This window comes from Georgenia halophila, assembly GCF_039541595.1.
Genome location: NZ_BAABGN010000011.1, coordinates 455,256 through 479,726 on the forward strand (window position 1 = coordinate 455,256; position 24,471 = coordinate 479,726).

The window sequence follows — 24,471 nt, forward strand, 5'->3', positions numbered from 1 at the left end:
TCAGGCGACGGGGGCGGGTTCCACTGCTGCCGAGGCGCCGACGGCCCGCAGCACGAAGGCCTCGGTGGTCTCGGCAAAGGCCGAACGCTCGGGTTCCTCCAGCGGCGCGGGACGACCGCTCAGGCAGGAGTGCACGAGCGGCACGACGGCGTCGAGGTCCTGCTCCGGGATGTCACCAGCCTCGATGGCACGGGTGAGGATGTCACGCAGCAGCGACTCCACCTCAGCCACGTGCGCCCGCAGGTTCCGCAGTCCTTCGTGCGAGACCACCTGCCGCAGATCGGGTCCGGGCGCGAAGTGGTACGACGGCGCCAGCGAGAGCTGCTGGCGGACGTAGACCCGGAGCTGCTCCACAGGAGCCGAGACCTGGGCGAGCGAATCCTGCAGCCCGGCGAGGTACGCAGCGGTCTCGTGCTCGATGAAGGCCAGGAGCAGCGTCTCCTTGTCCGGAAAGTGGTTGTAGACGGCGGTCCGGCCGATGCCGGCCCGGGCCGCGATGTCCGCCAGGGAGATCGCGTCGAAGCCACGTTCACTCATGAGTGAGGAGAGCGCCGCGAACAAGGCGTCGCGTGTGCGCTCACGGTGCTCGGCCAGCGAGCTCCCGAGGATCTTGGGCATGGACGAATCATGCCACTTGCTGACGAGGGTGACCGAACCGTCGTGAAATCCGACTGCTCTGAGGGAGAGCTCGTGGGCACTGCTCCCCATCGGTCGGGAAGGCCAGAATGACTTAACCTCCCATGTCGGCATCGATCACGAGGGGCACGGAGCATGAGCACGCCGGAGCAGTTCTCCGCATTCCACGCCAGCAACCCGGGCACCGCACCCGAGGTGCTGGGTCAGATCGCCCAGCAACGTCCGGACCTGCGCGCCCTCGTTGCCGCCAACCCGTCGACGCCGGACTCGGTCGCTCAGTGGCTCAGCGGGCTCGGTGACGTCGCGATCAACGCAGCACTGCGACGCCGAAGCGCCCGGTCGTACCCCGCGAACCCTGCAGAGCCATTCGCGGCACGGGCGGAGGACCCGGGCGCCGGTCCGGCACACTCCTGGGCACAGACCCCCGGCAGTGCGCTGCCGAATCCCTACGGTCAGCAACCCCAGCCCCAGCCGCCGGGCTACGGCCAGCCGAACCCGTACGGTCCGCCACCGCAGCAACCCCAGCAACCCGACCAGCTCTACGGGCAGCCCAACCCGTATGGTCCAACTGGCTATGGTCCGACCGCGCCCTGGGACCCCGGGCCGGTCAAGAGGAGCCCGGTCAAGTGGATCGTCGGCGGCGCCGCCGTCGTCGTCGTGGTGATCGGCGCCATCGTGCTGGGGAACCTCATCTCCGGGCTGAACGGGCAGGACGGCTACGGCGACGACGCCCAGCTCGACGTCCTCTGGGACGCCTGCGAGGAAGGTGAAGCGGTGGCCTGTGACGATCTGTACAAGCAGGCGCCCGAGGGCTCGGAGTACAAGCAGTTCGGGGCCGACTGCGGTGGTCGGTTCCCTGGTACCGACGACTGGTGCGAAGACATCATGTGAGCCGGCGGGGACGAGAATCAGGCGGGAGAGCCGTACGCGCCGGTGCCGGTGCGGTCCTGAGGAATCGTCGCCGCCTGGAGCGCGCGTGCGATCGGACGGTCGGGATCCAGCCAGTCGAGATCCTGGAGGTCCGCGGGCGCGATCCACGCGAGCTCGTCATGGTCCTGCAGGGGCTTCGGCGATCCGGCGACGAGCTCCGCCATCCACACCCGCATCCGAAGATGGTGCAGGATCGGCCAATCGCCGCCGTCGTCCGCGGGGATCACGGGACCGAGGCGAACCCGGGCACCGAGCTCTTCGGCGAGCTCCCGGTGGAGGGCCTCCTCGGCCGACTCGCCGGGCTCGACCTTCCCACCGGGAAGCTCCCACCTGCCGGCGAGCGCCTCGGGCGCGGACCGGCGGGCACAGAGGATCGCCGTCGGCGCGTCGAGCGAGTCGACGACGGCGGCGGCAGCGACCAGTCGCCGCTCGCTCGCCCGCGGGGAGGTCACGCGAGGCGGGCCGGGAACCCGCCGGTGGCGATCGGTCCCCACCGTTCGACCGTGACCCGGATCAGGGACTTGCCCTGGTCCACCATCGCCTGGCGGTACTCGTCCCAGTCGGGGTGCTCGCCGGAGATGCAGCGGAAGTAGTCCACGAGCGGCTCGAGCGCCTCCGGCAGATCGAGAACCTCCGCCGTGCCGTCGAGCTGGATCCACGGGCCGCCGAAGTCGTCGGACAGGACGCACAGCGAGGCGCTCGGATCCTTCCGGAGGTTCGTCGCCTTGGCGCGCTCCGGGTAGGTCGAGATGACGACACGGCCGGCCTCGTCAAGGCCGCACGTCACCGGGCTCATCTGCGCCCCGCCGCTCGCTCGGTGGGCGAGCAGCACCGCGTGGTGGCGCGGCCGGACGAAGTCCTCCATCTCGGCGCGCGTGGCGGTCGTCGTCGTCGCGATCGTCCTGGCCATGTCCGTCAGCGTAGTCGAGGGCGTGTCAGCCCTCGCGGAGGGCAGGCAGGACCTCGGTCGCGGCCACGTCGAGCCAGGGCCCCTGCTCCTGGCCGACGTGATGGAGGTAGATCTCGTCGAAGCCCAGCTCGGCGTACTCGCGGATCCAGTCGACGTGCTGAACGGGGTCGGCGGAGATGCGCACCGACTGCTCGACAGTGGCCAGCGTGACGTCGCTCGCCGCGATGTCGTAGTGCTCCGGCGTGGGCAGGTCGAGGCTCAGCGGTTCCGCGAAGACGTTGGTGCGCCACTGGTCGTGTGCGATCGCCCCGGCCTCCTCGTCGGTCGGCGCCCACGAGAGGTGCAGCTGGAGGGCGAGGCGCCCACGTCCGCCCTCGTCGCGGTAGGCGGCGCTCACGTCCTTGAGCTTCTCGTGAGGCTGGTTTAGCGTGATGAGCCCGTCGGCCCAGGCGGCGGTTCACGCCGCGGTCGGTGGGGTGATGGCGCAGGCCAGCAGCGGGACGGGCTCGACCGGGCGGTCGTAGACACGGACGACGTCCACGCACTCCTCGAGGCGGCGCACCCGAGTCTCCGTGACGGGCCACGGCTCACCCGTGACGTGCTCGTTCATCGCCTGCCCGGAGCCGAGCGCCACCCAGTCCCGGTCGGGGAACATCTCGGCGGGGGTTGTCGTCGCCTGGGCGACCAGCGTCGGGTGGTAGCGCTGACCGGGGGCGTTGACCGATCCGATCGGGAAGGACGTGGTCGCCAGCGCGGCACCGAGCCAGGAGAACGCGAACCCCGAGTGACCCTGGCGCTCGCCCCACGGCGTGATGTGGTCCGAGGACATGGCGGCGTCGAACCCGGCCCGCTCGGCGGCCTGCACGTCCGCGAGGAGCCGGCTCGGTGCGGTCTGCTCGTGCGAGGCGTGGAATCCGTAGGTGGTCACATCACCTGTGTAGAGGCAGCTCGCGCCGCTCGCCTTCCGGGAGCATGGGTTCTCAGCCGGCCGCGAGAGGATGACCGGATGGAGGACTTCATCGACGGCGCGGCCACCTGGTTCGGCCAGGCGTGGGTCAAGCTGCAGCCCGGCAGCGTGCCGCGTCCGGACGATGCCGTGCTCGCCGTGGTGGCGTTCGCCGTGCTGGTCGCTGTCGTCGTGCCGACCCTGTGGCGGGCGCTTCGCGTGGGTGTCACGGTCGTGCACGAGCTCGGCCACGGGCTCGTCGGCGTGCTGCTCGGTCGTCGCTTCACCGGACTCGTGCTGCGGGCAGACATGTCCGGGCACGCCGTGACGGTCGGGCCCGCGCGTGGAGCGGGTCGGGTCCTCTCGACCTGGGCGGGCTACCCGGCGCCGGCGGTCCTCGGGGCTCTGCTGGTCCGGGCGGCGGGTACGGGCTGGTCCGGTCCCGTGCTCGGCGCGGCCGCCGCCGTGCTGATCGTCTCGCTGATCCGCGTCCGCTCGCTGTACAGCGCCGTCGTCATGCTCGTTGTAACCACCGGTACGAGCGCACTGTGGTGGTGGGGCTCGGCGGACCTGCAGGCGGCTGCGCTGCTTGGGATCGGGTTGTTCCTGCTGGTCGGAGCGTGGCGCCATCTGGCTGCCCTGGTGACGGGCCCGTCCGCCGGCTCGGACGCGGGAGCACTGGCCCGTCTCACCCGCGTGCCGGCGTGGTTGTGGGTGCTGAGCTTCGCCGTCGTCCTCGTTGCGGCGACGTGGAACGCGGTTGGGCCGGCGCGGGCGGCTCTGGGGATGTGACGAGCGGGGCCTCGCGGGCCCGGTTGCCTGCTGACTCCCGGCGACTCCCCGTCCACACCGTCGTTCGCGGCAGGGTCGTGGCCTGAGAAGCAGCAGGCCGGCCCCGTAGGGGCCGGCCTTCGCACCTGAGCGGGTGACGGGAATCGAACCCGCGTTATCAGCTTGGGAAGCTGAAGTTCTACCATTGAACTACACCCGCAGCGCGCCGTAGCGCCCGGCCACTATACCCATCCAGCCGGAGGCTCTGCGAACAAGCAGCGTCCCCGACGGGCGATGGCAAGATGGGCGCGTGCTGCTCTCCGACCGTGACATCCGCGCCGAGATCGACGCCGGGCGCGTGCGGCTCGACCCCTATGAGCCGGAGATGATCCAGCCCGCCAGCCTGGACGTGCGCCTCGACCGCTACTTCCGGCTCTTCGACAACCACCGGTACCCCGTCATCGACCCCGCTCAGAACCAGCCCGACCTGACGCGCCTGGTCGACGCCGGACCCGACGAGCCGCTCGTGCTGCACCCCGGCGAGTTCGTCCTGGGCGCCTCCTACGAGCAGGTGACCCTCCCGGACGACGTCGCGGCACGCCTGGAGGGCAAGTCCTCCCTCGGCCGGCTCGGCCTGCTGACCCATTCCACGGCCGGGTTCATCGATCCGGGTTTCACCGGGCACGTCACGCTCGAGCTGTCGAACACGGCCACCATGCCGATCATGCTCTGGCCCGGGATGAAGATCGGCCAGCTGTGCTTCTTCCGCCTGACGTCGGCCGCCGAGCGCCCGTACGGCTCGGGCGCGACGGGTTCGCGGTACCAGGGCCAGCGGGGTCCGACGGCGTCCCGCTCCCACGTCAACTTCACCCGCGCCCCGGTGAAGTGACTGACCGCAGCCCGCCCCACGGGGGCCCCGATTCCGCCCGCCGGCTCGTCCGCACGCTGGCCGAGCCGCACCACCTCCTGGTCCTGGCCTCGGACATCGCGCCCGACGAGGTCGAGAGCCTGGTCGCCTCCCGCAGCGACAGCGCCGGCTCGGTGGGAGAGTCCGACCTCCGGCTCCTGCCCGGTGTGCACCTGACCGGGCCCTGGTCGGTCGGCAGCGACCTGCGCTCCGTCTTCGACCTGCCCGGCTGGGCGGCCCAGGCGTACCTGCTGCGGTGCCCGGTCCAGCGTGGCCATCCTCTCCCCGCGGAGCTCGCCGGCGTCGACCCTGTGCTGGACGCCTTTCTCGACGGCGTGCCCATCGGCGTCGAGCAGGAGTCCATCGATCACTTGCGGGCCGTCGGTCGCCGCCTCGGCGGAGCGCTGCGGCTGGCCGGCTCGGGCGCCGTCGTCGTCCTCGACCCGGAGTCTGCGACCGACCTGACCGTCCACGCGCCGGTCTGGCTCGAGCCCGACGCCTGCCTGCAGGTGCTGCGCGCCACGTTGCCAGAACCACGGAACCCGCTCGATGACCTGCCCGAGGGCGTCGAGGAGCTGGAGACGTACGGGATCGCCTCCGCCATCGGCGAGGACCTCGTCGACGTGACCGTCACCGGCACCGCTCACCCGCCGCTGGTGCTGCGCGACGAGCCGTGGGCACGCCGCGGCGTCGTCGCGTACGAGGTTCGCTGGCGTCCCGCGCATCCCGAGACGGCCTTCGCCTACCGGCCGCCGCTGGCGCAGCGCGAGGCGCGGGCCCGCGCCGGGGAGCTGATCGAACGGACCGCGGCCGCGATCTACGACGCTGTCGACGGCGCCGTGTGCGACGACGACGGCTTCCTGGTCGACCCCGCGGACCTGCGCAGGTGACCCCGCAGGCGTCACGGTGGACCGCTCACCGCAGGTCAGTCACGCTTTGGTAAAATCCGCAACGATCCCCCGCACGCGCCGTCGGTGCTCTGACGCCCCCTACCCTCTGGCGGACGCGCGGAGCGACCTGACCGCGACCGAGCCCTGGAGCGGCCCGTGCTGCAGCTGCTGACGATCCACCTGGTGGCGGCCCTCGCCGCGCCCGCGATCGTCGGCCGCCTGGGCCGCCGCGCCTTCCTGGTCCTCGCCGCGGTCCCGGCTGCCGCCGCGGTCTGGGCGGCGACGAGGACACCGCAGATGCTGGCCGGTGACCCGCCGAGCCAGACCGTGGCTTGGGTGCCGACCCTGCACCTCGAGCTGGCGTTCCGGCTCGACGCGCTGTCCTGGCTCATGACGCTCGTCGTCGGCGGGGTCGGGGCGCTCGTGCTCGTCGCCTGCGCCGCCTACTTCTCCTCCACCGCCACGGCGCTCGGCCGCTTCGCGGGGCTGTTCCTCGCCTTCGCCGGGGCCATGCTCGGCCTGGTCCTGACCGACAACAGCCTCCTGCTGTACGTCTTCTGGGAGCTGACCACGGTCTTCTCCTACCTGCTCATCGGCCACCACCACGACCGCCAGTCCTCACGCCGCGCCGCGCAGCAGGCGATCATGGTGACCACCTTCGGCGGCCTCGCCATGCTCGGTGGCCTCGTGGTGCTCGGCGAGGTCGAGGGCGGCTCCTACCGGATCAGCGAGCTGGTCTCCTCCGCCGCCTCCGGCGAGCTGGGTGCCGGCGCGCCGCCGGCGTTGGTACCGGTCGCCGTCGCCGCCATCTTGCTCGGCGCGTTGACCAAGTCGGCGCTCGTGCCGTTCTCGTTCTGGTTGCCGGCGGCCATGGCGGCGCCCACCCCGGTCAGCGCGTACCTGCACGCCGCCGCGATGGTCAAGGCCGGCGTCTACCTCGTCGCGCGGCTCGCTCCGGGTCTGGCCGGCCACACCGCCGCGGCGGATCTCTGGCGCTGGTCCGTGCTCGGTCTCGGCCTGTTGACGATGCTCGTCGGTGGCTACCGGGCGCTGCGCCAGCACGACCTCAAGCTCGTCCTCGCGTTCGGCACCGTTTCCCAGCTCGGGCTCATCACGGTGCTCGTCGGCCACGGCGACCGCGCCGTCGCCCTCGCCGGCCTCGCGTTGCTCCTCGCCCACGCGCTCTTCAAGGCCGCGCTGTTCCTCCTCGTCGCCGTCGTCGACTGGACCGTCGGCACCCGGGACCTGCGGAAGCTGTCCGGGCTCGGCCGCCGGATGCCCGTGGCCGCGACCGTCGGCGCGCTCGCCCTCGCCTCGATGGTCGGCCTGCCGCCCGCACTGGGCTACGTGGCCAAGGAAGCGGCACTCGAGGCCCTCGTCCACCTCGGCGGCCCGGCGGACATCCTCACGCTCGTCGCCGTCGCCGCCGGTTCGGTGCTGACCCTGGCGTACGGGCTGCGGTTCTGGTGGGGGGCGTTCTGCCGGAAGGACGGCGTGACCGAGCCGACGGCGCAGCGCACCTCGAGGCTCATCATGGCCTCACCCGTGGTCCTGTCCGTGCTCGGTGTGCTGCTCGGGCTGGCGCCGACCGCCGTCGAGTCGGTGCTGGCCCCCCACGCCGACGCCTACCCCGGCGAGGCCGGGCACCTGACTCTGTGGGGCGGCTTCGGCGTACCGCTGCTGATCACGGTGACCGTGCTGGTCCTCGGCACCGCCATGTTCGCCGGCCGCCGCGCCGTCGAGCGGTTCCAGCGTGCCTTCAGAGACACCGACGGCACCGAGGGCCTCTACCGCGCCACGCTGCGCGCCGTGGACAACCTCGCCGCCGACGTCACCGCGCTCACCCAGCGCGGCTCGCTGCCGGCATACCTCTCGATCATCCTGGTCACCGCGGTGACGGTCTCGCTCGGCGCAGCCACGGTCGACGAAGCCGGTTGGCCGGAGAGGCTGCGGCCGTGGGACACGCCCGCCCAGGGTGTCGTCGCCGTCGTGGTGGCCGCGGCCGCCCTGCTGGTCACTCGCGCCCGGCGGCGGCTCAAGGCCATCCTGCTCCTCGGCGTCGCCGGGTACGGCGTGGCGCTCCTGTTCGCGCTGCACGGAGCTCCCGATCTCGCGCTCACCCAGGTCCTCGTCGAGACCGTCACGCTGGTGGTCTTCGTGCTCGTCCTGCGCCGGTTGCCCGCCTACTTCTCGAACCGCCCGCTGGCCAGGTCCCGGTGGTGGCGCGCCTTCCTCGGTCTCGCCGTCGGCGTGACCGTCATCCTGCTCGGGGTCATGGCGACCGGCTCGCGCATGCACCAGAGTGTCGCTGCCGACTACCCGGACGAGGCGTACCAGTACGGGTACGGCAAGAACATCGTCAACGTCGCGCTCGTGGACATCCGGGCGTGGGACACCATGGGCGAGATCTCCGTCCTGCTCGTGGCCGCGACCGGGGTGGCGTCCCTCGTCTTCCTGCGCATGCGGGTGGGCCGCATCGACCGCGCCACCGACGTGCAACCGGCCAGCAGCGCCGCCGGCACCCCCGACGACCTGGCCGCCCGGCTGCGCCACGGCATCATGCTCGACCCGCCGCGCGGTGTGCGCAGCCCGGGCAGGGGCCGCAGGTGGCTCCAGGGTGCCGGCGGCATCGAGCCGCGGCGCCGTTCGGTGATTCTGGAGATCGGCGCCCGCATCGTCTTCCACACCCTCCTGGTGTTCTCGCTGTTCCTGCTGTTCTCGGGCCACAACGCACCGGGTGGCGGGTTCGCCGGCGGCCTCATCGCGGGGATCGCGCTCGTGGTCCGTTATCTCGCCGGCGGACGGCAGGAGCTCGGGGAGGCCGTGCCGCTGCATCCGGGCCACCTGCTCGGCACCGGGCTCTTCCTCTCCGCGGGCGTGGGTGCGGTGCCGTTGCTGTTCGGCGGCACGGTGCTGCAGTCGACGATCCTCGACGTGCACCTGCCTGTCTTCGGCGACGTCCACCTCGCGACCGCGTTGTTCTTCGACATCGGCGTCTATCTCGTCGTGATCGGGCTGGTGCTCGACATCTTGCGCTCGCTCGGCGCCGAGGTGGACCGGCACGGCGAGATCGAGGGCAACCAGGCCCCCGACGTGGCCTTCGACAGCCCCCAGCCCGTGCGTGAGGACGCCGTCCACGTGCGCAGCCGGGGCACGGCAGGGGAGGCGGTCCGATGAGTCCCGGCACGGCACTCGACATGTCGCCCAGCCTGGCGCTGATCCTGCTCGCCGGCGTGCTCGCCGGGACCGGTGTCTACCTGTTGCTCGAGCGGTCCCTGACCCGGGTGGTCGTGGGCATCGCGCTGCTGTCCAACGGCGTCAACGTGCTTCTGCTCGTCGCCGGTGGTCGCGCCGGCGGCGCACCGATCCTCGGCGAGAGCGACCCTGCGGAGATGTCCGACCCGCTGCCGCAGGCCATGATCCTCACCGCCATCGTGATCACTCTCGGCATGACGGCGTTCCTTCTCGCGATGGCCTACCGGTCCTGGCAGCTCAACGGCCACGACGAGGTCCAGGACGACCTCGAGGACCGCCGCATCGCTCGGCGTGCCGCGCGGGACGAGCGCTCCGAACGGGCCACGGACGATGCCGGCACCACCCTGGCCGAGGACGCCGCGACCGCCCGCGACGAGATCGAGAACGACGACGCCCGCGCCCGTGCCGGCACCGGTCACCATGCCCCCGCGCTGACCGCCGACGACGAGGAGGCCAAGTCGTGAACTGGCTCGTCGCCGTCCCCGTCGTCCTGCCGCTCATCGGGGCGGGCTTCGCCCTCGCCCTCGCCCGCTACCCCGCGGTGCAGCGGATCGTGTCCCTGACGGCACTCACCGTCGTGCTGGTCGCCGCCGTGACGATGCTGGTCCTCGTCGACGCCGGCCCGATCGTCATGGACGTCGGCGGGTGGGCAGCACCGGTGGGCATCTCGCTCGTCGTGGACCGGCTGAGCGCGCTGCTGCTCGTCGTGTCCGTCGCCGTGACGCTCGCCGTCCTCCTGTACTCCCTCGCCCAGGGCCTGGCCGACGGTGACGACGGCGCCCCGCTGGCCGTCTACCACCCGACCTTCCTCGTGCTGTCCGCGGGCGTGTCTACGTCGTTCCTCTCCGGTGACCTGTTCAACCTCTACGTCGGGTTCGAGGTCCTGCTCGCCGCCAGCTTCGTGCTCATCACGCTCGGCGGGTCGCGCGACCGCATCCGGGCGGGAACCATCTACGTCGTCGTCTCCCTCCTCGGCTCGATCATCTTCCTCATCGGGATCGCGCTCGTCTACGCCGCCACGGGCACGCTCAATCTCGCCCAGCTGGCGCTCCGCCTGCCGGACATCGATCCCGGCACACAGCTCGCCCTCCAGGTCATGCTGCTGGTGGCGTTCGGTATCAAGGCGGCCGTCTTCCCGCTGTCCGCCTGGCTGCCGGACGCGTACCCGACCGCGCCGGCGCCGGTCACCGCCGTCTTCGCCGGACTGCTGACCAAGGTCGGCGTGTACGCGATCATCCGAACGCAGGTGCTGCTGTTCCCCGACGGCCGGCTCGACCACCTGCTGATGGTGGCCGCGCTGGCGACGATGATCATCGGCATCCTAGGGGCGGTCGCGCAGGACGACATCAAGCGCATGCTGTCCTTCACCCTGGTGAGCCACATCGGCTTCATGGTGTGGGGTGTGGCCATGGCCTCGGTCGCCGGCCTGTCGGCAGCGATCTTCTACGTCGTCCACCACATCACCGTGCAGACCTCGCTGTTCCTCGTGGCCGGCTTGATCGAGCGGCGTGGCGGCACCACCTCCCTCGTCCGGCTCGGTTCCCTGGCCCGTCTCTCGCCGCTCCTCGCGCTGCTGTTCTTCGTGCCGGCGATGAACCTGGCGGGCATCCCTCCGATGAGCGGGTTCCTCGGCAAGGCCGGCCTCGTGGAGGCGGCCGCGGCGGACGGCGGAGGCCTTTCCTACGCGCTCATCGCCGGAGGGCTGCTCACCTCTCTGCTGACGCTCTACGCCATCGCCAAGGCGTGGAACATGGCCTTCTGGCAGGAAGCACCGGAGCAGCTGCCGTCCGCCCGGACCCCGCCGGGGCTCGTCGGCCCGGCGGCCGCCCTGGTGGCGTTCTCCCTCTTCCTGGCCGTGGCAGCCGGACCTCTCTACGGCTACACCAACAGTGCCGCCACGGATCTGCGCGCCCGGACGCCGTACATCAACTCCGTCCTGCCCGAGGGCGGGCGGGGCACCGGCGTGTCCGACCAGGTCAGCGACGACGGCCAGCGCGGCCAGCCTGAGGAGGAAGGATGAGCGAGCCGACGGCGACCACCGCCCGGCGCCCGCGCAACCTCCGCGCGTCGGCACTGATGGTTGCGTGGCTCACCGCCGTGTGGGTCCTGCTCTGGGGCGACCTGACAGTCGCGAACCTCGTGGTCGGCGTGGGTATCGCCGTGCTGGTCACCACGGTGGCACCGCTGCCTGGTGTGCCCTACGGGGGCCGGATCCGCCCGTGGGGCCTGATCCGGCTCGCCGCCAAGCTCCTGGTCGATCTGACACAGGCATCGTTGCAGATAGCCGCCATGGTCCTGTGGGGCCGCCGTCCACACGGCGGCGTGGTTCGGGTACGGCTGCGCTCGCACTCGGACGTGCTCCTCACCATCACGGCAGCGCTGACGTCGCTCGTCCCCGGATCGATCGTCGTCGAGGCGCACCGGCTCACCGGAACGCTGTACGTGCACGTCTTCGATCTCGACATGTACGGCGGACCGGAAGGTGCGCAGCGCATCGTCCTCGATCAGGAGGAGCGGGTGCTGCGCGCGCTCGCATCCGACGAGCAGATGGCCGACGCCGGTCTCCGGACCCGCTCGATGCTCCGGGCCGCCCGGCGGGCCGCCCTCCCCGACGAGGAGAGGGGTCGCTCGTGATCCTCTCCACGTTCGTGGACGTCGTGCTCGTCGTCTCCTTCAGCCTCCTCGGCGTCGCCGTGCTGGTCGCGCTCGTGCGGATGGAGAAGGGCCCGACGATGTTCGACCGTGTCGCCTCGCTCGATGTGGTCACCGTCACCGTGCTCGGAGGCTGCGCGCTCATGACCGCCCGCACGGGCCGCACGGACCTGGTTCCGGTGCTCGCCGTGCTCGCCGTGGTGGGTTTCGTCGGTTCCGTGGCGCTCGCCCGCTTCGCTGCCGTCGAGGCTCCCGAGGAGGCCCGCATCCTCAGCAAGGAGGAGGTCGCCCGGGCACTGGCCGCCCAGCAGGCCCTCGCCGATGCCGACGCCCCCGTGCACGACCCCGACGCACCCTCGGACGACGCCGACGCCGCGGGGGGTGGCCGGTGACCATCTCCTGGACCGACGTCGCCGACGTCACGGGCGCCGTACTGCTGCTGCTCGGTTCCCTCCTCACCCTCGTCGCCGCGATCGGTGTGGTGCGCCTGCCCGACCTGCTCTCGCGAATGCACGCGGCCACCAAGCCGCAGACGCTGGGTCTGCTGCTGCTCATGGGTGGGCTCGCGCTCTCGGTGCGCAACCCCATCGTCGTGTGGACCTTGGTTCTGGTGGTCGCCGGCCAGATGGTCACCGCACCGATCTCGGCGCACATGGTCGGGCGGGCCGGCTACCGCACGAAGGCGATCGATGCGGCCCGGCTCGAGGTGGACGAGCTCACCGAGGACCTTGAAGCTGCCGCGCAGCTGAGCGAGGAGGACGTACGTCGCCTGCTCGGCGACCGGGCGACGCGCGACGACTTCGACGACTCCCGCCCCCCGCCGAACAAGCCCTGACCACTCATCGGCCGCACCGGCAACTTAGGCCTTGCTCGGCCGGGGCCGGACGCGTCAGACGGTCGGCATGAGGGATTCCAGGGCGGCCGCCAGCTCGTCGACGAACGCGTCGAGATCATCGTCCGTGGTCTCCGCCCCGAAGGAGGCACGCACCTGCGTCCGCGCCAGGTCGGGCTCGATGCCGCAGGCGAGCAGCGCCTCAGCCGGCTCGTCCTCGCCCGCCGCACACGCCGTCCCGCTCGAGACCTGCACGCCGCGCTCGTCGAGCCGCAGCAGCACGGCCTCGCTCGTCACGCCCGGAATCAGCCAGGACAGGTGCCCCGGCAGCCGGTCCACGGGGTCGCCGACGAGGATCGTGGACGGCAGCCGCTCGGCCACGGCCGCCGCCACTCGGCCACGGCGGCGCGCGAGCGCCGCGGCCCTGTCCTCGAGCCCGTCGGTCGCGAGCCGCAGCGCGACGGCGAGCCCGACGGCGGCGGCGACGTCCTCGGTGCCCGAGCGGCGGCCGTCCTGCTGGCCGCCGCCGTGCAGCAGCGGTTCCAGCGGCAGTGACCGGCGGGCGAGGAGCGCTCCGGCACCGGTCGGTGCCCCGACCTTGTGCCCGGCGACGGACATCGCGTCGACACCGAGCTCGGCCATCGACAGCGGCAGTGCGCCCGCGGCCTGCACGGCGTCGGTGTGCATCGGTACGCCTCCCGCGCGGGCGATTGCCGCGATCTGTGCGATCGGCTGGACCGTGCCGAGCTCGCTGCTCGCGACGGCGATCGTGACCAGGGTGGTGTCGGCGTCGACGGCCGCCGCGACGTCGTCGGGATGCACACGCCCGGCACCGTCGACGGGCAACAGCTCGACGGCGAACCCGCCGAGGCGTGCGAGCGCCCGGCAGGACTCGAGCACGGCCGGGTGCTCGGTGGGGCTCGTGACGATCCGCCGTCCCCGGGGCGCCGCGAGCGCGATGCCCTTGACGGCGAGGTTGTCGGCCTCGGTCCCGCCGGCGGTCAGGATGACGTCGGATGCCCGGGCACCGAGCGAGGCGGCGATCTGCTCGCGCGCCCAGGCCAGCGCAGCGGCCGCGGTGCGGCCCGGCTCGTGGCGGCTCGACGGGTTCGCGGGCCCGCCGGCCAGATGCGGCCACATGGCGCGCAGCACGTCCGGACGGACGGGGGCCGTGGCGGCGTGATCGAGATAGGGCACCGGTGTCAGCTCCGCGGGGCGAGCACGACGTCGAGCGCGAGGTCGAGGGCGGTGACGCTGTGGGTGAGGGCACCGGCCGAGATGACGTCCACGCCCGTGCGGGCGATCCCGGCGACCGTCGTCAGGTCGACACCGCCGCTCGCCTCGACCACCGCACGGCCGCCGACGCGGCGCACGCCCTCCGTGAGGTCCTCGACGCTGAAGTTGTCGAGCATGATCGTGTCCGCGCCCCCCTCGAGCGCGGCGTCGAGCTGGTCGAGGCGGTCGATCTCGACCTCCAGGTGGACGGTATGGCCGAGCCGGCGCCGCAGCGCTCGCAGTGCCTCGACCAGGTCTGTCCCGCCGTCCTGCAGCACGGCGAGGTGGTTGTCCTTGAGCATGACGGCGTCCGAGAGCCCGAACCGGTGGTTCGCTCCGCCGCCGGCGACCACGGCGTGCTTCTCCAGCGCCCGCAGGCCCGGCGTGGTCTTGCGGGTGTCGACGATCCGGGCGGCGGTGCCCGCGACCGCCTGGACGTAACGGGAGGTGAGGGTGGCGATCCCGCTCATCCGCTGCGCGAAGTTCAGGGCGACGCGCTCGGCGGTGAGCATCCCGCGCGCCGGGCCGCGGACGGAGGCGAGCCGCTGCCCGGCAGCCACCGTCTCGCCGTCGAGGGCCTCGAGGACGACCTGGGTGCGCGGATCGACCTGCCGGAACGTCTCCACGACCACGTCCGCGCCGCAGAAGACCCCGTCCGCGCGGGCGACGAGTGCCGCCGCGGCGGTCGCGTCGGCCGGCAGGACGTACTCGGCCGTGACGTCGCCCCAGGGTGCGTCCTCGGCGAGGGCGGTCGCGACGGCGTCGGTGATCAGGCGGCGGGTGAGCATGCGGCTCCCTGGTTGGTGCGTCCGCGCACGACCGCGTGCGGCGTGGCGAGCGTGACGTCGGTGTCCGGATGGTCCCGGCGCCGGTGGGCGCCGCGGGACTCGGTGCGGTGGTCCGCGGCGATCGCGACGAGCCGGGCGAGCGCCGCCCGCTCGGCGGCGGCGTCGCGGCCCAGGGAGATCCGGTCCAGGCGGGCGACGGCGGCGCGCAGGCCGTCGGCGTCGCGTTCGACGCCGACGCCGTCGCGCAGGGCGGCCTGGACCGCGGCGAGGCGCTGTGCCGCCGTGGCTCGCTCGAGCGCGGCGAGGGCCCGGCCTGACCCGCCGCCCGACCCGGCACCGGGTCCGTCGAACGCGGCGTCGTCGACCTCGGTGGCGTCCCACACCGGCGCGTCGCGGGCGGGTCGTGCAGCGGCGCGTCCGGCCCGGGCGCCGAAGACCAGGCCTTCGAGAAGACTGTTGCTGGCCAACCGGTTGGCGCCGTGCACGCCGGTGCGCGCGCACTCGCCCGCGGCGAGCAGCCGGGGGACGTTCGTGCGGCCGTCCAGGTCGGTGCGGACACCGCCCATCGCGAAGTGTGCGGCCGGCGCGACGGGCACCGGCTCGGTGCGCCAGTCGATGCCTCTCGCCGCCAGACCACGGTGGATCGTCGGGAAGCGGGCGGCGAGCTCGACGCCCGAGACCGCCAGTCCCGTCGCGTCGAGGTACGCGGGCCGGCCGGCCTGCTCCCGGATCACTGTCGCCGTCGCCGCCGCCACGACGTCGCGGGGCGCCAGCTCGGCGCGCGGGTCGACGTCGGTCAGGTACCGGCGCCCGCGCTCGTCGCGCAGCACGGCGCCGGCGCCGCGGACGGCCTCGGAGACCAATAGACCGTCCGGCGTCGTCGTGGGATGGAACTGGACGAACTCGAGGTCGGCCAGGACCGCGCCGGCGCGCCAGGCGGCGAGGATGCCGTCACCGAGCGCGCCGGCCGGGTTGGAGGTGGCCGGGTAGAGCCGGCCGAGCCCGCCGGTGGCCAGGACGACCGCGTCGGCATCGACCACTGCGCCGCCGGCCGTGGCGTCGTCGAGCCGGACACCGGTGACCGTGCCGTCACGGCGGACGAGATCCCGCATCCGCGCGCCCTCGCGCACGTCGACCGCGGAATCCGCGAGCCGGCCGGCGAGGAACTCCGCGAGCCGCAGGCCGCTGGCGTCACCACCGGCATGCAGGATGCGGGGCAGCGAGTGGGCGGCCTCCAGGCCTCGGGCCAGATCGCCGTCGTCCGTGCGGTCGAACTCAGCGCCGGCGGCGACCAGGGCCCGCACGGCCTCCGCGCCCTCGCGGGTCAGGACCTCGACCGCCGCCGGGTCACAGAGCCCTGCCCCGGCGGCGATCGTGTCGCGGGCGTGCCGCTCCGGGCTGTCGTCCGGCCAGATCGCCGCCGCGACGCCGCCCTGGGCGCACGCGGTCGCGGAGTCGAGCAGCGTCGTCGCGGTGAGGAGGACGACGTCGGCGCCCGCGGCGGCCGCCGCGAGTGCCGCGCTCGCCCCGGCGACGCCGCCGCCGACCACTGCGACGGTCCCGTTCCTGGCGCTCATCTCGGCGTCGCGGCGAGCATGCGCTCGAGCGCCAGATGCGAGCCGTCCTGCACGTCGGGGGCCACGCGGATCTGGTTCACCGTCTCACCCGCGACGAGCCGTTCGAGCACCCAGGCGAGGTAGCCGGGATGGATGCGGTACATCGTCGAGCAGGGGCACACGACCGGGTCGAGGCAGAAGATGGTGTGCTCCGGGTGCTGGGCCGCGAGCCGGCGCACGAGGTTGATCTCGGTGCCGATCCCGAAGGTGGTGCCGGGCTCGGCCGCCGCGATGGCCTTGGTGATGTAGTCGGTGGAGCCGGACTCGTCGGCGGCGTCGACCACCTCCATCGGGCACTCGGGATGGACGATGATCCGCACGCCGGGGTGCTCGGCCCGCGCCTGCTCGATCTGGTCGACGGTGAAGCGCTTGTGCACCGAGCAGAACCCCTGCCAGAGGATCACGCGGGCGTCGTGCAGCTGCTGCTCGTCGCTGCCGCCGAGCCGCTTGCGCGGGTTCCACAGCGGCATGGCCTCCAGCGGCACGCCCATGGCGCGGGCGGTGTTGCGGCCGAGGTGCTGGTCGGGGAAGAAGATGACGCGCCGTGCCCGGGCGAAGGCCCACTCGAGCACCGTGCGGGCGTTGGAGGAGGTGCAGACGATGCCGCCGTGGTGGCCGCAGAAGGCCTTGATGGCGGCGGACGAGTTCATGTACGTGACCGGCAGGACGGGAACAAGGCCATCGGCGTCCGGTTCGGTGCCGTAGACCGCCTCGAGCTGTGCCCAGGCGTCCTCGACGTCCTCGATCGTGGCCATGTCGGCCATCGAGCAGCCGGCGGCCAGGTTGGGCAGGATCACCCGCTGGTCCTCGCCGGAGAGCACGTCGGCCGTCTCGGCCATGAAGTGCACGCCGCAGAAGACGATCGCCTCGGCATCGGGCCGCTGGGTGGCGGCGCTAGCCAGCTGGAAGGAGTCGCCGACGAAGTCGGCGTGCCGGACGACCTCGTCCCGCTGGTAGAAGTGCCCGAGCACCACGACGCGCTCGCCCAGCGTCCGCTTCGCCGCGACGATCCGCTCGTTCAGCTCGGCCTCGCTGAGGCGCTTGTACTCCTCGGGCAGCGTGCCCTGCCGGGGAGCGTGTGCGGGGATGGTGTCGTCGGCGCTCGCGCCGGGACCGTAGCCGGGCCGGGTGTCGATGGTCCAGGGATCGAGCGCGAGGTCGGTGTCGCACGTCCCGGACGCGGCGGGCGGGATCAGGGGCAGTGCCGTCAGGGTGGCTGGTGTTGTCATGCTGGGTCCCGCTTCCGGTCGGTGGTGGGGGAGTGGTCGGGGGATGGGCCCGGGGGTTCGTCGGAGAGCTCGTGCGCGGGTCGCTCGAGCAGGTCGCTCCCGGCAGGCTCGACGAACCGGTAGCAGCGTGCGGGTCGATGGGGCCCCTCACGGCGGGTCGCGCCGGTGGGCTCCAGGCGACCGGAACCGAGCATCCGGCGTCGGAAGTTGGCGGGGTCGCTCCGCGTGCCGAGGACCGCGTCGTGGACGCGGCGCAGCTCGCTGAGCGTGAACTCCTCGCCGAGGAAGCGCACGGCGACGTCGGCGTAGCCGGCCTTGGCCCGCAGCCGGTTCTGCGCGACGGTGACGATGTCCGCATGGTCGAACGCGAGCAGCGGCAGGGAGTCGGCGGGGAACCAGGCCACGTTCTCGATGGGGGAGAGCGGGGTGCGGTTGGCCAGGGCGATGAGTGCCCAGTAGGCGACGGTGACGACGCGCAGGTCGGAGGCGCTGCGCTCCGTCCCGCCGAACGTGTACAGCTGCTCGAGGTACCGCGGCGCCAGGCCGGTCGCCGCGTGCAGCGTCGAGCGCGCGGTCTCGTCGAGGGACTGGTCCCACGCCAGCGGGCCGCCGGGCAGCGCCCAGGCGTCGCGGAACGGCTCGCGGGTGCGGCGCACCAGGGGCAGCCACAGGCTGGAGGTGCCCGTGGACGCGTCCGCGCCGGTGGGCTGCCCGACCGGGGGCTGGAGCGCGAAGATCACCGTGGAGACGGCGACGACCGGCGGCGCGGTCAACCGCTCGCTCACGTTGAGAGCGGGGCGCGTCACCCAACCACCTGCCAGAACCGGGAGTAAAAGTCACGATGACTTTAAGGGTGCGGGTGGCGGCCGGTCAACCGGCGTGTGTCGTGGTGCTGGTGGCAGTGCCCGCGGTGGTCCTCGAGCGGCGGCATCGCGCTGGACGGCGCGGTCCGGCATCATCGGTACTCGCGGGGCCTCTCGCCGGCCCGTGACCGGACGCCGTCGCCACGGATTTGGAGATCGCATGGACATCGGTTGGAAGCTCGTCAGCACCGTCGCGACGATCGGGGCCACGATGGTGACGACCAAGGTGGTCACCGCCGGGTGGCGCGCCGCCACCGGTCACGAGCCGCCCGTCGACGAGGACGACCCCGAGGTCGAGTGGTGGGAGGTTCTCGCCTTCACCGTCGTCTCCGGCGCCCTGCTCGGTGTCGCCCGGCACTTCGCGCTGCGCGGTGCGACCAAGTGGTACGGCGGCCCGGTCGACAAACCCATCAAGAAGATCTGAGCCACGGCGCACCGCCGGACCTGTCGCCCTCCGGACGCCGTTCACCCGGTGGACCTAGCGTCACCCCGGGATGACTGAGGTCTCCGCACGCCAGCTGGCCCGCCGGCTCGGGAAGGAGTTCGCCGAAGTTCGCCGACCCGAGGCCCCCCGCGCTGGTGCTAGTGTCGCGGCACACGACAGGGGAGCGCCACGCGCGCTGAGAGTGCGGCCAGCCGCAGACCCTCGAACCTGCACCGGTTAGCACCGGCGAAGGAAGTCGGGACGTCTCTCCCTGCGAGCGGATGTGCGCTCGCGGGCCCTCCTGCAAGGGAGGACACACATGAGCAGGACCACCACCAGGAGCAATCACCTCGCGCCCAGGCACCATGCCCGTGCGTCGGTCGTCACGATCGCCGCCCTCGCGCTCGCCGGCTGCACCCTCGTCGGCGGCGAAGACGGCGGCGGTGGGTCGCCCACGAACGGCGGCAACGAGCAGGCAGACGGTGGCACGCTGACCGTCGTCACCCACGACTCCTTCGCCCTCAGCGACGAGCTGCTCGCCTCTTTCGAGGCCGACACCGGCTACACCCTCGAGAGGGTCGCCCCCGGCGACGCGGGTGCCCTGGTCAACCAGCTCGTCCTGACCACCGACTCCCCGCTCGGCGACGTCGTCTACGGCATCGACAACGCGTTCGCCGCCCGGGCCGTGGACGCCGGGGTGCTGGATCCCTACACGCCGGAGAACCAACCGGCCTCCGCCGACCAGCACGACCTCGGTGAGGCCCTCACCCCGATCGACTTCGGGGACGTGTGTCTCAACGTGGACCACCAGTGGTTCGACGAGCACGACGTCGCCGAGCCCACCACCCTCCAGGAACTCACCGAACCGGCCTACCGGGACCTCACCGTCGTCACGAACCCGGCCACCTCCTCGCCCGGGCTGTCCTTCCTGCTCGCCACCATCGGTGAGTTCGGCGAGGACGGTTGGCAGGACTACTGGGCGGACCTCGCCGACAACGGCGTGAAGGTGGTCGACGGCTGGTCCGACGCCTACTACGTGGACTTCTCCGGCTCCGAGGGCGCCGGACCGCGCCCGATCGTGCTGTCCTACGCCTCCTCCCCCGCCGCGGAGGTCCCGGAGGGCGGCGACGAGCCGCGGACGGGCGCGCTGCTCGAGACCTGCTTCCGGCAGGTCGAGTACGCCGGGGTGCTCGCCGGCGCCGACAACGTCGAGGGGGCGCAGGCATTCGTCGACTTCCTGCTCTCCCCGGAGGTCCAGGCGGAGATCCCCACCCAGATGTACATGTACCCGGTGGACGACTCGGTCGAGCTTCCCGAGGCGTGGGCCCGGCACGCGCCGCTGGCCGAGGACCCTGTCACGCTCGATCCGGCCAGGATCGACGCGAACCGTGAGGACTGGATCGCCACCTGGACGGAGATCGTGATCGGCTGATGGACCGCCTGTCCGCGACCGGTCGCCGGCTCGCGTGGGCCGGCGCAGCGGCGGTCCCGCTGGTCTTCCTCGGCATCTTCTTCGCGTGGCCGGTGCTCACCTTGGTCGGGCGCGGCTTCTTCCCCGACGGCGCGCTCGACCTCACCGGGTTCGCCGACGTCTTCTCGAGGCAGCGGACGTGGCGGATCGTCGGCCTGACCCTGGCGCAGTCGACGCTCGGCACGACCCTGGCGGTCCTGCTCGGGGTCCCCGGTGCCTACGTGCTCTACCGTTGCCGGTTCCCCGGCCAACGCCTGGTCCGGGCGTTCGTGACCGTGCCGTTCGTGCTGCCCACCGTCGTCGTCGGGGTCGCGTTCCGCGCCCTCCTCGCCGACGGCGGGCCGCTGGGCTTCCTCGGCCTGGACGGCACATTCGTCGCCATCGTCCTGGCACTGGTCTTCTTCAACTACACCGTGGTGGTGCGCACGGTCGGGGGCATGTGGGCGCGCCTGGACCCGCGGGCGGCACAGGCCGCCCGCGCGCTCGGAGCCTCTCCGACGCGGGCGTTCCGCACCGTGACGCTGCCGGCGCTCGGACCGGCGATCGCCTCGGCGGCGTCCGTGGTGTTCCTGTTCTGCGCGACGGCGTTCGGGGTCGTCCTCGTCCTCGGTGGCATCCGCTACGGCACCGTCGAGACCGAGATCTGGATCCAGACCACCCAGTTCCTCGATCTGCGGGCCGCAGCCGTGCTGTCCGTGGTGCAGCTGGTCGTGGTGGTGGCGGCGCTACTCATCGCGAGCCGGAACCGGACGCGCCAGGAGCGTGCCCTACGGCTGCGCACCGACGAGCAGGCCGGCCAGCCGCTGCGCCTGCTGACCCGGACCTCCCGCCGAACAAGCCCGAACTCCTCGTCCGCGCCCGTGGACGAGCAGCGAGGGCTTGTTCGGCGGACGGTGGGCCCGGGGCCGGACCTGCTCCCCGCCGTGGTGACCGCCGCCGTCGTGCTCGGCCTGCTGCTGTCCCCGCTCGCCGGGCTGGTGCTCCGCTCCCTGCAGACCCCGGACGGCTGGGGGTTCGCCAACTACGTCAACCTCGGCACCACCGGCGGACCCAACGCGTTGACGGTGACCGTGTGGGAGGCCACCATCAACTCGCTGCGAGCAGCCGTCGACGCCACCGTGCTGGCCGTCGTGGTCGGCTCCCTCGTGGCGCTGGTCGTCTCCCGCCGGCCGCGCGGGCGCCTCGCCCGGCGCGCGGTGAACTTCTTCGACGCGGCGTTCATGCTTCCGCTCGGAGTCTCCGCGGTGACCGTCGGCTTCGGGTTCCTCATCACGCTCGACGAGCCACCGCTGGACCTGCGCACCTCCCCGGTGCTCGTCCCGATCGCGCAGGCCGTCGTCGCGATCCCGCTGGTCGTGCGCACCCTGCTGCCGGTGCTGCGGGCCATCGACCCGCGGCTGCGTGAGGCCGCCGCGACGCTCGGCGCGACGCCCGGGCGTGTGCTCGCCACGGTGGACGGCCCCTTCCTCGTTCGCGGCCTCGGCCTGGCCGTCGGCTTCGCCTTCGCCGTCTCCCTGGGGGAGTTCGGGGCGACGTCGTTCCTCGCCCGGCCCGACCGGCCCACGCTCCCGGTGGTCATCTTCCGGCTGATCGGCCGGCCGGGCGCGGAGAACTACGGGATGGCGATGGCCGCCGCGGTGGTCCTCGCGACCCTGACGGCGACCGTGATGGGACTGGCCGAGCGGATGCGGACGAAGGAGGCGAGCCAGTGGTGAGCGGCCTGACGGTGCGGGACCTCGTCGTCCGCTACGGCCCGACGACGGCGGTCGACCGAGTGGACCTCGACGTGACCGCCGGCGAGGTGCTGGCCCTCCTCGGTCCGTCGGGGTCGGGCAAGTCCTCGCTGCTGCGCGCCGTCGCCGGGCTCGAACGCCTCGCCGGCGGCTCGGTCGCCTGGGACGGGCGGGACGTCGGCGACGTGCCCGTGCACCGGCGCGGCTTCGGCCTGCTGTTCCAGGACGCGCAGCTCTTCCCGCACCGCAGCGTGGCCGGCAACGTCGGCTACGGGCTCGCCGGGCAGCCGAGGCAGCGGCGCGAGGCCCGGGTGACCGAGCTGCTCGCGCTGGTCGGCCTCGAGGGGTTCGGTCCGCGCGCGGTCAGCACGCTCTCGGGCGGGCAGGCCCAGCGGGTGGCCCTCGCCCGGTCCCTCGCCCCCGAACCGCGTCTGCTGCTGCTCGACGAGCCGCTCTCCGCGCTGGACCGCAGTCTGCGCGAGCGGCTCACCGGCGAGCTGCACGACGTCCTGCGCGCCACCGGCACCACGGCGCTGTACGTGACGCACGACCACGACGAGGCCTTCACCGTCGCCGACCGCGTCGCCGTCCTCGGCGGGGGCCACCTCGTCCAGGTCGACACCCCGGCGCGCCTCTGGCGCGCGCCGGCAAGTCGGGAGGTTGCCGCGTTCCTGGGCTACGGCCCGTTCCTGCCGGCCGAGCTCACCGGCAAGGTGGCCCGCACCGTCCTCGGCGAGGTCCCGCTCGGGCACCGCTCACCCGGCGACGAGAGTGTTGATCCTGTCGCTATAGCAACCAGATCAACACTCTCATCCGGGGACGGCGCGCTGGTCGGGCTCGGTCCGGGTGCGCTCCACGTCACCACCCCGCGCGTGAGTCGTCAGCAGTTCACCGACTCGTCATCGGTTGACCCAGTAGCCGATGACGACTCAATCCGTCTCCGGGCTGAGGCTGGACCCGTCGTTCCCGTCGTCGCGAGCCGTTTTGTGCGCGGCCGCACCGAGGTGGACGTCACGCTCCCCGACGGGCAGGTCGCCACCGCCGTCGCCAGCGGCGCCACCGAGATCCCCGACCGGATCGAGGTCCGGCTCGACCCGACTGCCACGGTCGTCGTCCCCCGCAGGTGAGCGATCTCAAACTGACGCGAGACCGCTGTGGGACACATGACGAGCACGTAACGGCTGCGCCTGCGCCCGTCGTACGGCTCGCCCGATGCCGCGTTCGCGGCAGCGCTGCCGCTCGGACTGACCCCGTCTCGCCATCGGCGAGTACCGCAACCGATGAAGGACGCGCTATGAGCAAGACGCGGCCAGGAGTAGACGAACTCCGCCGCGCCGAGCCGGGCACCGCTGCGTGGCTGGTTCGGTCGTGGCCGGGGTCGCGCGGACTACGTCGAGGCGCCGGACCAGTGGCGAGCGACGACGGTGCAGGTCTGCGGACTGTGGCCGTTCTCTGCCGGCGCGGGCACACCGCTACTGGGCGCCCCGCTGGGACGCCGCCATCCCGGCGGCGCCACCGTCGCCGCTAATCCCATCACCTGGTTCCAGCACGGCATCATCAACAACCCCTCGGTCTGGTTCCTGTCCATCCCGGGTGTCGGGAAGTCCACGTGCGTGCGCCGGATGATCCTTGGCCTGGCGTCACGTGGAGTGATGCCACTGGTCCTGGGCGATCTGAAGCCCGACTACATCGACCTGATCGAACGTCGCGGGGCCAAGTGATCTCCCTCGGGGTGGTCGCGGGTACATGAACGTCCTCGATCCCGGCGAGGCGGGAGAGGCCGCCGGCCTCCGAGCGGCCGGCCATGAGAAGAAGGCGGCCGAGGTCGAGGATGAGGCGCGTCAGCTCCAGCGCGAGCCGGTCCTCGACGTTGCCGACCTCGCCGCCATGCCCAAGGGTCGCGCCCTCGTCCTCGCGTCGGGCTCGCGGCCGGCGCTGATTCGCACACGGCCATGGATGAGTGGCCCGCACGCCGACGCCGTGCGCGCCTCGATCACCGCGCACGACCCCAGGGCGAACGCGCCGGGCGTCATCAAACGTCCTCCTGGGTCAGGGAATCGGTCGCGCGAGCGTGGTTCCGCTCACGAGCGTGCAGGGCAGGGTCAGTCGGCGGTCCTCGGCGCTGACCTCGAGGGTCGGGTCCAGGAGCCGACCCAGGAGAGTGAGCGCCTCGGCACCGAGTTGGGAGCGGGGCGGGCTCACGCGAGTCAGATCCCGTGTGTTGGCAGCCCCCGGGTCGGCCAGGGTCACCAGGGAGAGGTCAGCGGGGATCTCGATTCCGTCGTGAGCGGCGAGCGCGTAGATCTCGAGAGCCTGATGGGGGTCCTCCACGAAGGCGACCGT

At 72.5% G+C, this 24,471-nt stretch carries 23 protein-coding genes, 1 tRNA gene and 2 pseudogenes; 15 read left to right on the plus strand and 11 right to left on the minus strand.

Annotation, left to right across the window (positions count from 1 at the left end; genetic code table 11):
• Positions 1-618: a TetR/AcrR family transcriptional regulator gene (locus tag ABD907_RS13790; protein ID WP_345216832.1), complete on the minus strand. Its 618-nt coding sequence runs from the start codon at positions 616-618 to the stop codon at positions 1-3.
• A 153-nt stretch (positions 619-771) separates the two neighbouring features.
• Between ABD907_RS13790 and ABD907_RS13795 the strand changes: the two genes are divergently transcribed.
• Entirely contained in the window at positions 772-1,527 is a 756-nt protein-coding gene (locus ABD907_RS13795) for a variant leucine-rich repeat-containing protein (RefSeq protein WP_345216833.1), read from the plus strand.
• Positions 1,528-1,544: 17 nt separating this feature from the next.
• On the opposite strand, the gene ABD907_RS13800 is transcribed toward ABD907_RS13795, so the two are convergent.
• From ABD907_RS13800 to ABD907_RS13810, 3 genes and pseudogenes are all read right to left on the minus strand, one after another.
• Positions 1,545-2,018, minus strand: coding sequence for a (deoxy)nucleoside triphosphate pyrophosphohydrolase (locus ABD907_RS13800; RefSeq protein WP_345216873.1), 474 nt, complete (start codon positions 2,016-2,018; stop codon positions 1,545-1,547).
• The gene (locus tag ABD907_RS13805; RefSeq protein WP_345216834.1) at positions 2,015-2,476 is read right to left on the minus strand and encodes a PPOX class F420-dependent oxidoreductase; all 462 of its coding nucleotides are present in this window, start codon (positions 2,474-2,476) and stop codon (positions 2,015-2,017) included. Before ABD907_RS13805 ends, ABD907_RS13800 begins: the two co-directional genes overlap by 4 nt.
• Before the next feature lie 25 nt (positions 2,477-2,501).
• Positions 2,502-3,404 (minus strand): annotated as a pseudogene (locus ABD907_RS13810) (LLM class flavin-dependent oxidoreductase).
• A gap of 78 nt (positions 3,405-3,482) precedes the next feature.
• Between ABD907_RS13810 and ABD907_RS13815 the strand changes: the two are divergent.
• Positions 3,483-4,214, plus strand: coding sequence for a M50 family metallopeptidase (locus ABD907_RS13815; RefSeq protein ID WP_345216835.1), 732 nt, complete (start codon positions 3,483-3,485; stop codon positions 4,212-4,214).
• Positions 4,215-4,342: 128 nt separating this feature from the next.
• Here ABD907_RS13815 and ABD907_RS13820 read toward each other — a convergent pair.
• Positions 4,343-4,413: transfer RNA gene (locus ABD907_RS13820), tRNA-Gly, on the minus strand.
• A gap of 90 nt (positions 4,414-4,503) precedes the next feature.
• Between ABD907_RS13820 and dcd the strand changes: the two genes are divergently transcribed.
• The 8 genes from dcd (at position 4,504) to mnhG (ending at position 12,732) form a co-directional block, all read left to right on the plus strand.
• Positions 4,504-5,082 (plus strand): dCTP deaminase, encoded by a 579-nt coding sequence (dcd, locus tag ABD907_RS13825; protein WP_345216836.1) that lies wholly within the window; start codon positions 4,504-4,506, stop codon positions 5,080-5,082.
• Positions 5,079-5,990, plus strand: a complete 912-nt coding sequence (locus ABD907_RS13830; protein ID WP_345216837.1) for a hypothetical protein — start codon at positions 5,079-5,081, stop codon at positions 5,988-5,990. Before dcd ends, ABD907_RS13830 begins: the two co-directional genes overlap by 4 nt.
• 156 nt (positions 5,991-6,146) lie before the next feature.
• A complete protein-coding gene (locus tag ABD907_RS13835; protein ID WP_345216838.1) occupies positions 6,147-9,167 on the plus strand; it encodes a Na+/H+ antiporter subunit A in 3,021 nt (1,006 codons plus the stop codon).
• Positions 9,164-9,709, plus strand: a complete 546-nt coding sequence (locus ABD907_RS13840; protein ID WP_345216839.1) for a Na(+)/H(+) antiporter subunit C — start codon at positions 9,164-9,166, stop codon at positions 9,707-9,709. The genes ABD907_RS13835 and ABD907_RS13840 overlap by 4 nt, the downstream gene beginning before the upstream one ends.
• Positions 9,706-11,265 carry a Na+/H+ antiporter subunit D gene (locus ABD907_RS13845; protein WP_345216840.1) on the plus strand — a complete coding sequence of 520 codons (1,560 nt, stop codon included), beginning with the start codon at positions 9,706-9,708 and terminating at the stop codon, positions 11,263-11,265. Before ABD907_RS13840 ends, ABD907_RS13845 begins: the two co-directional genes overlap by 4 nt.
• Positions 11,262-11,879: a Na+/H+ antiporter subunit E gene (locus ABD907_RS13850; protein ID WP_345216841.1), complete on the plus strand. Its 618-nt coding sequence runs from the start codon at positions 11,262-11,264 to the stop codon at positions 11,877-11,879. The genes ABD907_RS13845 and ABD907_RS13850 overlap by 4 nt, the downstream gene beginning before the upstream one ends.
• On the plus strand, positions 11,876-12,289 hold the full coding sequence (locus ABD907_RS13855) for an MrpF/PhaF family protein (RefSeq protein ID WP_345216842.1): 414 nt from the start codon (positions 11,876-11,878) through the stop codon (positions 12,287-12,289). Before ABD907_RS13850 ends, ABD907_RS13855 begins: the two co-directional genes overlap by 4 nt.
• Complete coding sequence (mnhG, locus tag ABD907_RS13860) at positions 12,286-12,732, plus strand: monovalent cation/H(+) antiporter subunit G (RefSeq protein WP_345216843.1); 447 nt, start codon at positions 12,286-12,288, stop codon at positions 12,730-12,732. Before ABD907_RS13855 ends, mnhG begins: the two co-directional genes overlap by 4 nt.
• A gap of 54 nt (positions 12,733-12,786) precedes the next feature.
• Here mnhG and ABD907_RS13865 read toward each other — a convergent pair whose 3' ends face one another.
• From ABD907_RS13865 to ABD907_RS13885, 5 genes are read right to left on the minus strand one after another with little or no spacing between them, the layout of a single operon-like run.
• A complete protein-coding gene (locus ABD907_RS13865) occupies positions 12,787-13,926 on the minus strand; it encodes a cysteine desulfurase family protein (protein ID WP_345216844.1) in 1,140 nt (379 codons plus the stop codon).
• A 5-nt stretch (positions 13,927-13,931) separates the two neighbouring features.
• A complete protein-coding gene (gene nadC / locus ABD907_RS13870; protein ID WP_345216845.1) occupies positions 13,932-14,792 on the minus strand; it encodes a carboxylating nicotinate-nucleotide diphosphorylase in 861 nt (286 codons plus the stop codon).
• The gene (locus tag ABD907_RS13875; RefSeq protein WP_345216846.1) at positions 14,774-16,369 is read right to left on the minus strand and encodes an L-aspartate oxidase; all 1,596 of its coding nucleotides are present in this window, start codon (positions 16,367-16,369) and stop codon (positions 14,774-14,776) included. The genes nadC and ABD907_RS13875 overlap by 19 nt, the downstream gene beginning before the upstream one ends.
• The gene (gene nadA / locus ABD907_RS13880; RefSeq protein WP_345216847.1) at positions 16,366-17,637 is read right to left on the minus strand and encodes a quinolinate synthase NadA; all 1,272 of its coding nucleotides are present in this window, start codon (positions 17,635-17,637) and stop codon (positions 16,366-16,368) included. Before nadA ends, ABD907_RS13875 begins: the two co-directional genes overlap by 4 nt.
• A complete protein-coding gene (locus ABD907_RS13885) occupies positions 17,634-18,443 on the minus strand; it encodes an NUDIX hydrolase (protein ID WP_345216848.1) in 810 nt (269 codons plus the stop codon). The genes nadA and ABD907_RS13885 overlap by 4 nt, the downstream gene beginning before the upstream one ends.
• A 217-nt stretch (positions 18,444-18,660) precedes the next feature.
• Here ABD907_RS13885 and ABD907_RS13890 point away from each other — a divergent pair, with 217 nt between their 5' ends.
• The 5 genes and pseudogenes from ABD907_RS13890 to ABD907_RS21285 form a co-directional block, all read left to right on the plus strand.
• Positions 18,661-18,924: a DUF4235 domain-containing protein gene (locus ABD907_RS13890; protein WP_345216849.1), complete on the plus strand. Its 264-nt coding sequence runs from the start codon at positions 18,661-18,663 to the stop codon at positions 18,922-18,924.
• 319 nt (positions 18,925-19,243) lie between these two features.
• The gene (locus ABD907_RS13895) at positions 19,244-20,356 is read left to right on the plus strand and encodes a thiamine ABC transporter substrate-binding protein (protein WP_345216850.1); all 1,113 of its coding nucleotides are present in this window, start codon (positions 19,244-19,246) and stop codon (positions 20,354-20,356) included.
• Positions 20,356-22,110, plus strand: coding sequence for an ABC transporter permease (locus ABD907_RS13900; protein ID WP_345216851.1), 1,755 nt, complete (start codon positions 20,356-20,358; stop codon positions 22,108-22,110). The genes ABD907_RS13895 and ABD907_RS13900 overlap by 1 nt, the downstream gene beginning before the upstream one ends.
• Positions 22,104-23,255 carry an ABC transporter ATP-binding protein gene (locus ABD907_RS13905; protein WP_345216852.1) on the plus strand — a complete coding sequence of 384 codons (1,152 nt, stop codon included), beginning with the start codon at positions 22,104-22,106 and terminating at the stop codon, positions 23,253-23,255. The genes ABD907_RS13900 and ABD907_RS13905 overlap by 7 nt, the downstream gene beginning before the upstream one ends.
• A gap of 207 nt (positions 23,256-23,462) precedes the next feature.
• Positions 23,463-24,144, plus strand: a pseudogene (locus ABD907_RS21285) (ATP/GTP-binding protein); the annotation flags it as partial.
• 33 nt (positions 24,145-24,177) lie between these two features.
• Here the strand turns inward: ABD907_RS21285 and ABD907_RS13915 are convergent.
• Positions 24,178-24,471 (minus strand): substrate-binding domain-containing protein (locus tag ABD907_RS13915; RefSeq protein ID WP_345216854.1); only part of this gene is annotated, 294 nt, incomplete at its 5' end.

Bases quoted from the DNA above. Each gene is read 5' to 3' on its own strand.
- nadC (WP_345216845.1), bottom strand. From the start codon at position 14,792: ATGCTCACCCGCCGCCTGATCACCGACGCCGTCGCGACCGCCCTCGCC.
- ABD907_RS13795 (WP_345216833.1), top strand. From the start codon at position 772: ATGAGCACGCCGGAGCAGTTCTCCGCATTCCACGCCAGCAACCCGGGC.
- ABD907_RS13790 (WP_345216832.1), bottom strand. From the start codon at position 618: ATGCCCAAGATCCTCGGGAGCTCGCTGGCCGAGCACCGTGAGCGCACA.
- ABD907_RS13900 (WP_345216851.1), top strand. From the start codon at position 20,356: ATGGACCGCCTGTCCGCGACCGGTCGCCGGCTCGCGTGGGCCGGCGCA.
- ABD907_RS13895 (WP_345216850.1), top strand. From the start codon at position 19,244: ATGAGCAGGACCACCACCAGGAGCAATCACCTCGCGCCCAGGCACCAT.
- ABD907_RS13875 (WP_345216846.1), bottom strand. From the start codon at position 16,369: ATGAGCGCCAGGAACGGGACCGTCGCAGTGGTCGGCGGCGGCGTCGCC.
- ABD907_RS13805 (WP_345216834.1), bottom strand. From the start codon at position 2,476: ATGGCCAGGACGATCGCGACGACGACGACCGCCACGCGCGCCGAGATG.
- ABD907_RS13840 (WP_345216839.1), top strand. From the start codon at position 9,164: ATGAGTCCCGGCACGGCACTCGACATGTCGCCCAGCCTGGCGCTGATC.
- ABD907_RS13850 (WP_345216841.1), top strand. From the start codon at position 11,262: ATGAGCGAGCCGACGGCGACCACCGCCCGGCGCCCGCGCAACCTCCGC.
- ABD907_RS13890 (WP_345216849.1), top strand. From the start codon at position 18,661: ATGGACATCGGTTGGAAGCTCGTCAGCACCGTCGCGACGATCGGGGCC.
- ABD907_RS13815 (WP_345216835.1), top strand. From the start codon at position 3,483: ATGGAGGACTTCATCGACGGCGCGGCCACCTGGTTCGGCCAGGCGTGG.
- nadA (WP_345216847.1), bottom strand. From the start codon at position 17,637: ATGACAACACCAGCCACCCTGACGGCACTGCCCCTGATCCCGCCCGCC.